Source organism: Polaromonas sp. CG_9.11, assembly GCF_015752225.1.
Classification (GTDB): Bacteria; Pseudomonadota; Gammaproteobacteria; order Burkholderiales; family Burkholderiaceae_C; genus Polaromonas.
The window spans coordinates 1-12691 of sequence record NZ_JADOVE010000022.1 but is presented as its reverse complement, the minus strand read 5'-3'; the positions used below and the strand labels follow the sequence as shown (position 1 = coordinate 12691).

The window sequence follows — 12691 nt, the reverse complement described above, 5'->3', positions numbered from 1 at the left end:
GGGGTGCGTTTAGCGGATGCCCAGCACGGCGTCGAACATGGTCGATGCGGTCTGGATCACCTTGGCATTGGCTTGGTACATCTGCTGGAACATCAGCAAATTGGCGGTTTCTTCATCCTGGTTGACCCCCGACACCGACTGCTGGGCGGTGCGGATCTGCAGTGTCAGGCTGGTTTGCGCAGTGTTCGATATCTGCAGCTGCCGTGCCTTGTTGCCCACCGTGCTGACCAGTTGCGCATAGGCATCGCTGAAGCTGGCGGTGCCGCCGGCCATGGTTTTCTTGTTTTGCAGCGCGCCCAGCAGCAAGGCATTGCTGCCATCCGACACGCCGCCGGTGTTTTTCCCGATGGTGAAGGAGTCGCCCTCGGCCGGGGTGCCGCTGATGCTGACCGTGATGCCGTCAAAGGCCAGGGTGGTCACGGGTGCGCCATTCACCGTTGTTGCGGTCACCACCGCATTCGCCGGCATGCCGGAAAAGGTGCTGGTGGCGCTGTCGTAGGTCAGGCTCACGCCCATCGTTGAAAGCTGCGTGGCCGAGCCCAGGTAGCCCGCGTCAACCTTGGGCGTGCCGATGGCAGCGCTGCCCTTGTTGTTAAAAGCGTTGCCGGTAACAAGGGGCGAAGCCGCCGCAACCTTGGCGGGGTCGACCAGGTTCACTGTCAGATCGCGCGCGCCGGTGCGGGTCGGCTGCACCAGGAAGGAGTCTGTGGCAACGCCGCCGGTGAAGTTCAGTGTCAAGCCGTCAAACGCACCCGTGGAATCAGCCGCCACCGTGGCGTTGTCTGACAGCCGCGTCACCTTGAAGGCCCCGGGCCCGGTGGCATCGACCCGGTAATCGCTGGTGGTCAGCTTGCCGATGTCGGCAAAGCTTGCCGTCAGGGCGCCGACCGGCGCGGCCTGGCTGTTGTTTGCATTGGAAACAACAGCCGGGCTGGCCTGCGAGAAAAAATTGCTTCCCATGTCGCCGTTGAGATCGACACCGAGTTTTTGCTGGGCATTGAAGGAGTCCGACAGCGAAATGGCCATGCGGCCCAGCGCGTTCTGCGCATTGGACAGCGTTTCATCCCGGAACCGCAGCAAGCCGCTCAGCGTGCCACCGGTGACCATGTCCTCCTGAATCTCCAGGGCCTTGCCAGCAGTGTTCACGGCCGCCAGGGTGGTGCGGCCCGGATCGATGCTGGAGCTGACGGCGGCAAGCGTGGTCGCCTTGCCGCCCAGCACCAGCGTTTGCCCGTTGCCAATGAAGACGTTGAACTGGCCACCATCCTGCACCACCACCTTGGTTCCGACCAGCTTGCTCAGGTCGCTGACCAGCTGGTCGCGCTGGTCCAGAAGGTCATTCGGGGCCTGAGAGCCCGAGGCATTGCCGAACATGGCCACCTGCTTGTTCAGGCTGGCAATTTGTCCTGCGTAGGTATTGATCTGGTCGACCATGCCCGACACCTGACCATTCACATTGGCGTTCAGGCCGGTCAGGTACTGGTCCATCGAGCGGAACTGGTTGGCCAGCGCCTGGCTGGAACTGATCAGCTGCTGGCGCGCCGAAGTGTCGGCCGGGGTATTGGCCACCGCTTGCACATGGGTAAACAGCGTCTGCATCTGCGGCGCCAGACCGGCCGTCTGGTTGGCCAGCAGGTTGTCGATCTGGTTGATCTGCGCCCCATAGGTGGTCAGCGACTGGTTCATCGACTGGGCCTGGTTGAGCTGTGACGTGAGGTACTGGTCGTAACTGCGGCTGACCTCGGTGACTTTGACGCCGTTTCCGAAGAAACCCACACCGGGGATGTTCGAGCCGCCACTCGCGGAAATCTGCGCAGTCTGCCGGCTGTAGCCGGGGGTATTGATGTTGGCAGTGTTGTGACCCGTCGTCACCAGTGCCGCCTGCGCGGCATTCAGGCCGCTAAGCCCGGTATAAAACATGTTGTTCGACATAAACCTGATTCCCTGAAGCAACGACCTGTACCCGAAAGCTTTTAAAGACCTACACCGCGTTTAACGACAAACCGCCAGAAAAACTTGAGCGTGGAATGGACAGAATTTGTAATGATTGATTTCCGGGTGCGCAAGCCAGGCGGTGCCGCCCTGAAGCACATCATCACAAGGCCATCCAGTTGGCGCTGGCGGTCAAGCTTCGAACCAGCGAATTAATCGTTACGGTGTCTGCGTTATAAAGATCGAGCGAGCCCGAAGGGTTGAATTGTTGAAAAATCTTTTTGGTTTCGTCATTCCAGGTGAGCAAACCCATCGACCAGCCAGGAAATGCACGCTCTGAAATCGGCTTGCTTTCGAGGATCTTCGGTGCCGCGTGGCGGGAATCTTGTTCGATTCGCTTGTACAGCGTGGTAACGACGCTGGCCTCGCCCTCGAGATACTGCAGATAAAGTCCATCAAGAAAGCCCATGGCCCCGGTGACACCCAATGCAGGGTTGTTTTTGCGGGACGAGGCCAAGATATCTTTAAGCTCAAGCGGAAGAGAATATCTGGCCCGACTGACATAAATAATGCGAAGCAACATGGCGTTTTCCTTGATGACAATGAATGCGCTGCGTTCTTGTGCTGTTGCTTGCGACCGAACGCAACTGAAAATTATTTTCCCAGACCTGCGGCAGAAATAGCTACTTGGGTCAGTAGTAACCCTGTGCTTTTCCTGCGCCCTTGAGGCCTGTGGCGTTCAAAACTCCTCCCACTGCCCGGCGGCACTCGCTGCAGCCAGTTGTGGGGCGGGCAGCGGCGTCTTGCGTGCCTTTGGCGCTGGCGCGGCAATGGCGCGCTTGACCGCAGGGGGCTGCTTGTGCTGAGCGTCTCGCTTGTTTGACGCAGGCCGCACCGGGGAATGGCGGCTTGACGAAGCAAGTTGCGGGTCTTCGCTGCCCAGCTTGAACACGCTGACCACCTGCAGCAAACCGCCAGCCTGCTCCTGCAGCGACTGCGCCGCCGCTGCCGCCTCTTCCACCAATGCCGCGTTTTGCTGCGTCACCTGGTCCATCTGCGTGATCGCCTGGTTGATCTGCTCGATCCCCTGCGTCTGCTCCTGGCTGGCCGCCTGGATCTCGGCCATGATGTCCGTCACGCGGCGTACGCTGTCAACGATCTCGTCCATTGTTTTCCCCGCTTCAAGCACCTGCCGGCCGCCCTCCTCGACCTTGTCCACCGAGTCGCCAATCAGGGTCTTGATCTCTTTGGCCGCCGCCGCGCTTCTTTGTGCCAGATTTCTCACCTCGGCGGCGACCACCGCAAAGCCCCGGCCCTGCTCGCCAGCCCGCGCTGCTTCGACCGCCGCATTGAGTGCCAGGATGTTGGTCTGGAAGGCAATCCCGTCGATCACGCCGATGATGTCGACGATCTTTTTCGACGAGGTGTTGATGGCGCCCATCGTGCCCACCACCTGCGCCACCACCGCGCCGCCACGCACGGCCACGCTAGATGCCGAAACGGCGAGCTGGTTGGCCTGGCGCGCGTTGTCGGCGTTTTGCTTAACGGTGGAAGTGAGTTCTTCCATTGAGGCGGCTGTTTCTTCGAGCGAGGACGCCTGCTGCTCGGTGCGGCTGGACAGATCCTGGTTGCCCGCAGCGATCTGGCTGGACGCCGTGGCGATGGTGTCGGTGCCTTGGCGGACCTGACCGACGATACCGATCAGACTGGACTGCATGGCCGAGAGAGAAGTCAGCAGTTGGGCGACTTCATCCTTTCCCTTGACCAAGATGGGATGCGTCAGGTCACCTTGCGCAACCGCATTGGAAGCGGCCATGGCTTGGGCCAGTGAACGCGTGATGCCCCGGATCAGGAACAGGCCGAAAACCAGGGCAAACAAAACCCCAGCCACGATAGCGCTGATAGCCGCATTGCGAATAGTTTGGTACTGCGAAATGGCGCCATCGTATTCAGCTTTTGCGACTTCAAGCTGCAGCTTGGCCAGCGCGTTCAGAGCCGCCCGAAAGGGAACAGAAAGCGGACCGACCTTTTCGTTCATGATCAGTTTGGCGTCTTCCAGGTCGTTGGCACGCAGGGCTTCCACGGCAGGCTTGAGTCCTTCCCGCACAAATTTAGCGCGCGCCTCGGCAAATGTTCTGGCGATTTCTCGCTCCTCTGGTATCAAATAACTTGCCATATAAGCCTCCCATATTTTGCCGATGGCCATGATATTGGCGTCGATCTGGGCGGTTTTTTTGGCAATGTCCTCGGGTATGGGCGTGATATAGCTGGACGCAAGAAACAGCTGGTTTGCCAGAGAAAGGCTGTCGATCTCACCAAGCTGACTGATCGGCACGGTGCGGTCTGCATACACCGTTTTCAGCGCTTCGTTGGACTGGCTGATGCCGAACAGGCCAATGCTGCCAATACCAATCAGCAAGATCGACAAAATGCTGATCAGAATCATCAGACGGGTGGATATTTTGAGATTGTTCATAATTTTTTTGTTTCTTTAATAAGCGGCTTCGGTAATCAACCCCATCTCGCTGCTCGACATCAGCTTGTCGATATCCACCAGAATCAGCATGCGTTCGTCCAACGTTCCCAGCCCGATCAGGTAGCCCGTCTCCAGCACCGAGCCCATCTCCGGCGCCGGCTTGATCTGCTCGGGCGTCAAGGTGATCACGTCCGAGACGCCGTCGACCACCATGCCCATCACGCGGCTGGCCAGGTTCAAAATAATCACCACCGTGAACTGGTCGTACGTCGGCTCGCCGAGCTGAAACTTGATGCGCATGTCCACGATGGGAACGATGATGCCGCGCAGGTTCACCACGCCTTTGATGTGCTCGGGCACGTTGGCAATGCGCGTGACCGCGTCATAGCCGCGCAACTCCTGCACTTTCTGGATATCGATGCCGTACTCTTCCTGGCCCAAGTTGAAGGACAAAAACTCCAGCGCCTTGGGAGCTGCAGCGGTGGAAGAAGCAGTGCTGGTTGTTGCGTGCATGGCTTGTCCTGTTAGAACTCTTCCCACTCGCCAGCGCCTGTCGTGCTGGTCGCTGCGGCCAAACGAGTGGCGGGCAAAGCATCGCTGCTGCGCGTGCGCGCTGCCTGGGGCGCGGCAATGGCGTGCTTGATTGCTGGCGGCTGCTTGGCCTGTGCACGGTTGGGACGCACTGCCGTTGGCCTGGGCGGCGCTGCGTGCCTGAGCTGCTGCTCGCTGCTCCCCAGCTTGAAGACGCTCACGACTTGCAAGAGGCCGCCGGCCTGCTCCTGCAGCGAAGCAGCTGCCGCTGCCGCTTCCTCGACCAGCGCGGCGTTTTGCTGCGTCACCTGGTCCATTTGCGCGATCGCCTGGTTGACCTGCTCGATGCCCTGGGTCTGCTCCTGGCTGGCCGCGGTGATCTTGGCCATGATGTCGGCCACGCGTTGGGCGCTGCCGACGATCTCGGTCATGGTCTTGCCGGCTTCTATAGCTTGTTGGCTGCCTTCTGCGACCTTGTCGACCGAGTCGCCGATCAGTGTCTTGATCTCTTTGGCCGCTGCGGCGCTGCGCTGGGCCAGGCTTCTGACTTCTGATGCCACCACGGCAAAGCCTCTGCCTTGCTCGCCAGCGCGGGCCGCTTCAACGGCAGCATTGAGCGCCAGGATGTTGGTTTGAAAGGCAATGCTGTCGATCACGCCGATGATGTCGACAATCTTCTTGGACGAGGTGTTGATGGCGCTCATGGTGTGCACCACCTGGGCGACGACCGCTCCGCCGCGCGCCGCCAAACCCGAGTTGGTTAGCGCCAGCTGGTTGACTTGGCGGGCGTTTTCAGCGTTTTGCTTGACGGTGGATGTGAGTTCCTCCATCGATGCAGCGGTTTCTTCCAGCGAGGAAGCCTGCTGCTCGGTGCGGCTGGACAGGTCCTGGTTGCCTGCGGCAATCTGGCTCGACGCCGTGGCAATGGTGTCGGTGCTTTGGCGGACTTCACCGACGACTTGAGCCAGGCTGTCACGCATGCCCTTCATCGCAAACAACAGACTGGTGTTGTCGCCAGCGCGCACTTGCACATCAATGGCAAGGTTGCCGGCAGCAATTTCGCGGGCCACGGTAGATGCGTAATCTGGCTCACCCCCCAGCTGGCGAGTGATGGCCTTGACGACCCAAATCACGATCGCCAGTGATATGACGGCGGCCAGCAGCATGAAGACAACAATGATCGTACGCAGCTTGTCGATGGATTGGTTGGCGGCCTCAAAAGACTCCGCGCTGTTCTTGCGTTGCATCTCGATCAGTTCAGCGAAACCCTTAACCGTAGCCGCCCCCACCGGCGTGGTGACCTCGGCGCGAATTTTTGCCGCTTCCTCGATCTTGCCCTCTGAGAAAGCCGTGCCCCATCTGGCGCGCCCTTCAACATAAGTGGTAAAAGTCTCGCGCAGCGTCTTCAGGCTTTTGCGTTCCTCTGCATGGCTGGCCAAGCTCTCGAACTTGGCCAGGGCTTTCTCGGCTTCCTCGCGCAGCCTGGGGCTGTTGGCGAGCACCTTGGCGCGCGCTGCGTCGTCGGTCAGGGCAATCATCTGGGCCACACCCCAGCGCAGCTCCCACAAGGCGCTCTGGGCATCGGCCAGCGCCGCCGTCTGCACGGTACTGTTACGCCCCGCCTCCAGCGTCTGATCGGCCAGGCGGCCCAACTGCCAGACCAAGGCACCGCTGACGACCAGCATGAGGATCACGAATCCGAATGAGGCGTACAAACGCTTGGCAAGACTGAGTTTCATAAGGCTTTCTAGTGGTTGGTGTGTTAAATGACGAACTTATTGCAAGGTCTGCGCGACCCGGCCCATCTCCGCACTCGACATCAGCTTCTCGATATCCACCAGAATCAGCATGCGTTCATCGAACGTGCCCAGGCCGATGAGGTAGTTGGTATCCAGTACCGAACCGATCTCGGGTGCGGGCCTGACCCGCTCCGGGCTCCAGGCGATCACGTCCGAGACGCCGTCGACCACCATGCCCATCACGCGGCTGGCCAAGTTCAAAATAATCACCACCGTGAACTGGTCGTACGTCGGCTCGCCGAGCTGGAACTTGATGCGCATGTCCACGATGGGAACGATGATGCCGCGCAGGTTCACCACGCCTTTGATGTGCTCGGGCACGTTGGCAATGCGCGTGACCGCGTCATAGCCGCGCAACTCATGCACTTTCTGGATATCGATGCCGTACTCTTCCTGGCCCAAGTTGAAGGACAAAAACTCCAGCGCCTTGGGAGCTGCAGCGGTGGAAGAGGCAGTGCTGGTTGTTGCGTGCATGGCTTGTCCTGTTAGAACTCTTCCCACTCGCCAGCGCCTGTCGTGCTGGTCGCTGCGGCCAAACGAGTGGCGGGCAAAGCATCGCTGCTGCGCGTGCGCGCTGCCTGGGGCGCGGCAATGGCGTGCTTGATTGCTGGCGGCTGCTTGGCCTGTGCACGGTTGGGACGCACTGCCGTTGGCCTGGGCGGCGCTGCGTGCCTGAGCTGCTGCTCGCTGCTCCCCAGCTTGAAGACGCTCACGACTTGCAAGAGGCCACTGGCCTGTTCCTGCAGCGACGCGGCCGCAGCCGCTGCTTGCTCGACCAGGGCAGCGTTTTGCTGCGTCACCTGGTCCATCTGCGTGATCGCCTGGTTGATCTGCTCGATACCCTGCGTCTGCTCCTGGCTGGCTGCGGTGATCTCGGCCATGATGTCGGTCACGCGGCGCACGCTGTCCACGATTTCTTCCATCGTTTTGCCCGCGTCGGCTACCTGGCGGCTGCCCTCGCCAACCTTTTCCACCGAATCATCGATGAGCACCTTGATCTCCTTGGCCGCTGTCGCGCTGCGCTGCGCCAGGCTTCTGACTTCAGCGGCCACGACGGCAAAGCCCCGCCCCTGCTCGCCCGCTCTTGCCGCTTCCACTGCGGCATTCAGCGCCAGGATGTTCGTCTGAAACGCAATGCCGTCGATCACGCCGATGATGTCGACGATCTTGCGCGACGAGGTGTTGATAGCGCCCATGGTATCCACCACCTGCGCGACAACGTTGCCGCCCTTAACGGCAACGCTAGACGCCGAGACGGCGAGCTGGTTGGCCTGGCGCGCGTTGTCGGCGTTTTGCTTGACGGTCGAGGTCAGCTCTTCCATCGAGGCGGCGGTTTCTTCGAGTGAAGAGGCTTGTTGCTCGGTGCGGCTGGACAGGTCCTGGTTGCCCGCAGCAATCTGGCTGGACGCCGTGGCAATGGTGTCCGCCCCCTGGCGGACGTTGCCGACGATCGTCGCCAGCCGGGACTGCATGTGTTTCAGGTCGTCCAGCAGTTGAGCAGCTTCGTCGCGGCCCACACTGACGATAGGCTCGGTCAGGTTCCCGTCGGCGATGCTGCGCGCGCTGCGGCCAGCCTGCTGTAGCGGAAAAATGATGGAGCGGCTCAGAAAAAACGACAGCGCAGCGCCCAGCAGCAAAGCCAGCGCGGCGCCTGCCAGAAGTATCGTCCGGCCTTGCGCGGCATTGTGTTCTGCCTCTGTCAGCGAAACGTCGTACCGCAGCTGCTGGCGCTTTTCCAGCTGGTGGACCGACTCGCTGTAGGCCATCGCCAGCGGTTTGAGGTCGCGCTCGAAGGCGGCATTCACATCTTCGCCAGCGAGCTTTCTTTTCAGCAGCGCCGCCCGTGGCGTATGGTAGGCTTCACGCGCTGCATCGATGTTGGCCACCAACTTCTTGCCTTCGTCCGAACGAATGTTCTCGATTAAATACTTGCGGGACGAGACCGAGATTTCAGAGGTTTTGTCCATCTCGGCCTGCCACATCGCTATGCGGCTGGTGTCGGCATCCAGCACGGAAGCCTGGGTGCGAATCCAGTTCAAGTCAATGGTCTGGCGCAATCGCATGGCCATCTTGAGTTTTTCGTTGTCCTCAACGCCAAGCTGGCGGGTGGTGCTGGCAAGCTCCTGCAGGCGCCAGACACCGATGCTGGCAATCACTGCCGTGATGAGCAGAATCAGGCCAAAGGCCAGCGCGAGTCGGCTGCCCACCTTGATGTTGTTGAGGATCATGAGAATAACTTTCGAAAAATAACGGCGATACAGATTCGGAATCTTTGCTTTGTGAAAGCAATTTTTCAGTCAGGCCTTTTCCTGCGGTGTGCCTGAATTTTTTAACCGTCCTGGCGCTGTGGCTGGTCAGCAGCTATTCAGGCCTCCGCTCCAGCCAGTTTCTGCCCCTATGGGCCCACAATGCCGAGCGTGTCGCGCGGCGGCTGCCTGTGCGTGGGTGGCCTGGCGCTTGCTGCATCCTGCATGGCGGCAGCTTGCCGGGCGGGTGCTGTGGCGTGCCCGCTCTCCAACTGGAACACGCTGACCACCTGGCTGAGCCCGCCGGCCTGCTCCTGCAGCGACTGCGCGGCCGCCGCAGCTTCCTCCACCAGCGCGGCGTTTTGCTGCGTCACCTGGTCCATCTGCGTGATCGCCTGGTTGACCTGCTCGATCCCCTGCGTCTGCTCCTGGCTGGCCGCCTGGATCTCGGCCATGATGTCCGTCACCCGGCGCACGCTGCCCACGATCTCGTCCATCGTCTTGCCCGCCTCGGCCACCTGTTTGCTGCCTTCTTCAACCTTGTCCACCGAGTCGCCAATCAGCACCTTGATCTCCTTGGCAGCCGCGGCGCTGCGCTGGGCCAGGTTCCTCACCTCGGCGGCGACCACCGCAAAGCCCCGGCCCTGCTCGCCCGCCCGGGCCGCCTCGACTGCGGCGTTGAGCGCCAGAATGTTGGTCTGAAAGGCAATCCCGTCGATCACGCCGATGATGTCGACGATCTTCTTGGACGAGGCGTTGATGGCGCTCATGGTGTCCACCACCTGCGACACCACCGCGCCGCCGCGCACGGCCACGCTCGACGCCGACACGGCCAGCTGGTTGGCTTGCCTGGCGTTGTCGGCATTCTGTTTGACGGTCGAGGTCAGCTCTTCCATCGAGGCGGCGGTTTCCTCCAGCGAGCTGGCTTGCTGCTCGGTGCGCGAGGACAGGTCCTGGTTGCCTGCGGCAATCTGGCTGGAAGCCGTGGCGATCGTGTCGGTGCCCTGGCGGACATTGCCGACAATGTCCACCAGACTGTTGCGCATGAACTCCACGGACCGGCTGATCACGCCAATTTCATCGGACCGATCCGACAGCACAGGCTGGGACAGGTCCCCCTGGCCAATGGCTTCCAGTCGCTCGCTGATACGCTGCAGGGGCTTCACCGCCCGTCGAATCATGATGGCGAGCGCAATCGCCATCATCACGACGGCCAGCACGAAGGCGCCACCGAGAAACCCCATCTCGCGGTACAGGGCGGCGAGCGCCTCGTCAGCAGGAACTTCAGCAACCACCAGCCAGCCTGTTGCCTCGCTCTTGGAGACAGAAGCAAAATACGACCCGCTCCGCAAGGGATCAAGAACTGCCGGCGCCTTGTCAAGCCATCGCCCATCGCCACCCTGCAGGCGTGCGAGCCAATTGGCAGAATCGACAGGCAGAATTTCAGCCAGTTTCTTGCCCGCCGCTTTCCGATGAAAGACCAGGGAGGCCTCGGCAGGCGCACTGCCTGGGTTGATGACATAAAGGCCACCGCTGTCGAAGATTTGGTATTTGTTCACCGCATCCGCCATGGAGGCTTCCTGGCCCGAGATGTCCAGACCGATATAGAGAACGGCGACCACCTTGTCAGACGCGTCGCGCACCGGCATGTAGACAGTCATGAAAGGTCGCCCGAACAGCACCACCCGACCGACAAACTTTTTTCCGGTACGCAGCAGTGCATAAGCGGCACTTTTGCGGTCCAGCAAGGTTCCCACCGCTCGCTCGCCGTTTTCCTTTTTCACCGAGGTCGCAATCCGCCTGAAGTCTTCTCCATGCACCACGAACACGGTGGCATTGCCTCCTGCAAAGGTGCTGGCAAAACTGTCAACTTCCGTGGTGTTGTCGTTGATCAGTGTTCCGTAATTCGACAAAGAGCCTTTGTCTGCATCCTCAAGCGCAAGCACCGCTCCGAACTGACGCCGAAAAACGCTGAAGGCATTTTCTGCCGTCAGTTTCATGGTCTGGTCGAATACATCCAGGGAACGGGCAATGCTTTCTGCTTTGGCATTGGTGTATTGCGAGGCGCTACGCTGTTGTTGCGATGACACCAGGGCATAAAACAAGACGAGCAGGAGAGCCATGCCTAAAAAAATGGCGGCGCTTGCCTTGATCGTCATGGTCCGCGCCATCGAGACAAAACGAAGCGGTGCATGATGCTCACGCATGCCGGACTCCCGATGAAAACACGGCTGCGCTGATGAAGCCCCGTGCGAGTAAAAACGCCATCAGCGGATCGAAGTTCTTGGGGCTTGTTTGACGGTTTATCATATTCATGCTTTTAGTAGGTTGTCCGTTTTGGTCTGTTCCTGCGCCGCGCGCTCAGGCCGCCAGCTTTTCGATGAGGCCCATCTCGTCGCTGGACATGAGCCTGTCCAGGTCGATCAGGATCAGCATGCGCTCGTCCAGCGTGCCCAGGCCCATCAGGTACTCGGTGTCCAGCACCGAGCCCATGGCCGGCGCGGGCTTGATTTGTTCCGGCTTGAGCGTGATCACATCCGAGACGCTGTCCACGACCATGCCCATGACCCGGCTGGCGATGTTGAGAATGATCACCACCGTGAACTGGTCGTACGTGGGCGTTCCCAGGTTGAATTTGATGCGCATGTCGATGATCGGCACGATGATCCCGCGCAGGTTCACCACGCCCTTGATGTGTTCGGGCGCATTGGCAATGCGCGTTACGGTGTCGTAGCCGCGCAGCTCCTGTACCTTTTGGATGTCGATGCCGTACTCTTCCTGCCCCAAGGTAAAGGACAGGAATTCCAGTGCTTTGGAGGCAGACGACGTCATTGAGCTGCCTGTTTTCGTGTGCATGTGCGTTCCTCTGTTAACAATAAGATTGAAGATGCCCGCCAATCGGGAAGTGCCAGCTCAGAACCTGGCAAACAATAACTTTTCGTCCTTCACGTACAGGCGTGAATCCGGAAAGACGCCCTGAACGATTGAAAGATTCTCGGTACCCGCCTTGGCGGGTATGCCGCAGGAAAGTTGTTGCGGATCGCATCACTGGTTATCGGCCGGATTTGAAAAATCTTGAGGTGAATCAGCTCTTTTTTAAAGCTTTGTCCGCTGCATTGGCCAGGAATTTCAGCCGCCTTGCAAAGATGGCAAAGCGTGGCTGGGAGACAGCGCCGTCAGCGGTGTTCGCCTGGCGCTTGCAAAGTGGGTGGGTTGCCGGTCCTGATGGGCAGCCCTGCCCAGCGTGAACACGCTGACCACCTGGCTGAGCCCGCCGGCCTGCTCCTGCAGCGACTGCGCGGCCGCTGCCGCCTCTTCGACCAATGCCGCGTTTTGCTGCGTCACCTGGTCCATCTGCGTGATCGCCTGGTTGATCTGCTCGATCCCCTGCGTCTGCTCCTGGCTGGCCGCCTGGATCTCGGCCATGATGTCCGTCACCCTGCGCACGCTGCCCACGATCTCGTCCATCGTCTTGCCCGCCTCGGCCACCTGTTTGCTGCCTTCTTCAACCTTGTCCACCGAGTCGCCAATCAGCACCTTGATCTCCTTGGCAGCCGCGGCGCTGCGCTGGGCCAGGTTCCTCACCTCGGCGGCAACCACCGCAAAGCCCCTGCCCTGCTCGCCCGCCCGGGCCGCCTCGACTGCGGCGTTGAGCGCCAGAATGTTGGTCTGAAAGGCAATCCCGTCGATCACGCCGATGATGTCGA

10 protein-coding genes are annotated in these 12691 nt (G+C 60.4%); all 10 read right to left on the bottom strand.

What is annotated here, in order from left to right:
- Positions 1-9: 9 nt before the first annotated feature.
- Positions 10-1932 carry a flagellar hook-associated protein FlgK gene (gene flgK / locus IWX85_RS16770; protein WP_196870480.1) on the bottom strand — a complete coding sequence of 641 codons (1923 nt, stop codon included), beginning with the start codon at positions 1930-1932 and terminating at the stop codon, positions 10-12.
- A gap of 163 nt (positions 1933-2095) precedes the next feature.
- Positions 2096-2515 (bottom strand): BLUF domain-containing protein, encoded by a 420-nt coding sequence (locus tag IWX85_RS16765; RefSeq protein WP_196870479.1) that lies wholly within the window; start codon positions 2513-2515, stop codon positions 2096-2098.
- Between the two features lie 156 nt (positions 2516-2671).
- Positions 2672-4408, bottom strand: a complete 1737-nt coding sequence (locus tag IWX85_RS20820) for a methyl-accepting chemotaxis protein (RefSeq protein ID WP_196870478.1) — start codon at positions 4406-4408, stop codon at positions 2672-2674.
- 15 nt (positions 4409-4423) lie between these two features.
- Positions 4424-4921 carry a chemotaxis protein CheW gene (locus IWX85_RS16755; RefSeq protein ID WP_036805103.1) on the bottom strand — a complete coding sequence of 166 codons (498 nt, stop codon included), beginning with the start codon at positions 4919-4921 and terminating at the stop codon, positions 4424-4426.
- Between the two features lie 11 nt (positions 4922-4932).
- On the bottom strand, positions 4933-6678 hold the full coding sequence (locus IWX85_RS20815; protein ID WP_196870477.1) for a methyl-accepting chemotaxis protein: 1746 nt from the start codon (positions 6676-6678) through the stop codon (positions 4933-4935).
- A gap of 36 nt (positions 6679-6714) precedes the next feature.
- On the bottom strand, positions 6715-7212 hold the full coding sequence (locus IWX85_RS16745; RefSeq protein WP_196870476.1) for a chemotaxis protein CheW: 498 nt from the start codon (positions 7210-7212) through the stop codon (positions 6715-6717).
- 11 nt (positions 7213-7223) lie between these two features.
- Positions 7224-8966, bottom strand: coding sequence for a methyl-accepting chemotaxis protein (locus tag IWX85_RS16740; RefSeq protein WP_196870475.1), 1743 nt, complete (start codon positions 8964-8966; stop codon positions 7224-7226).
- A 167-nt stretch (positions 8967-9133) separates the two neighbouring features.
- On the bottom strand, positions 9134-11191 hold the full coding sequence (locus IWX85_RS16735; RefSeq protein ID WP_196870474.1) for a methyl-accepting chemotaxis protein: 2058 nt from the start codon (positions 11189-11191) through the stop codon (positions 9134-9136).
- Between the two features lie 154 nt (positions 11192-11345).
- Entirely contained in the window at positions 11346-11840 is a 495-nt protein-coding gene (locus IWX85_RS16730) for a chemotaxis protein CheW (protein WP_196870473.1), read from the bottom strand.
- A gap of 273 nt (positions 11841-12113) precedes the next feature.
- Positions 12114-12691, bottom strand: a 578-nt coding sequence (locus IWX85_RS16725; protein ID WP_231379883.1) for a methyl-accepting chemotaxis protein, incomplete at its 5' end; no start/stop codon positions are given.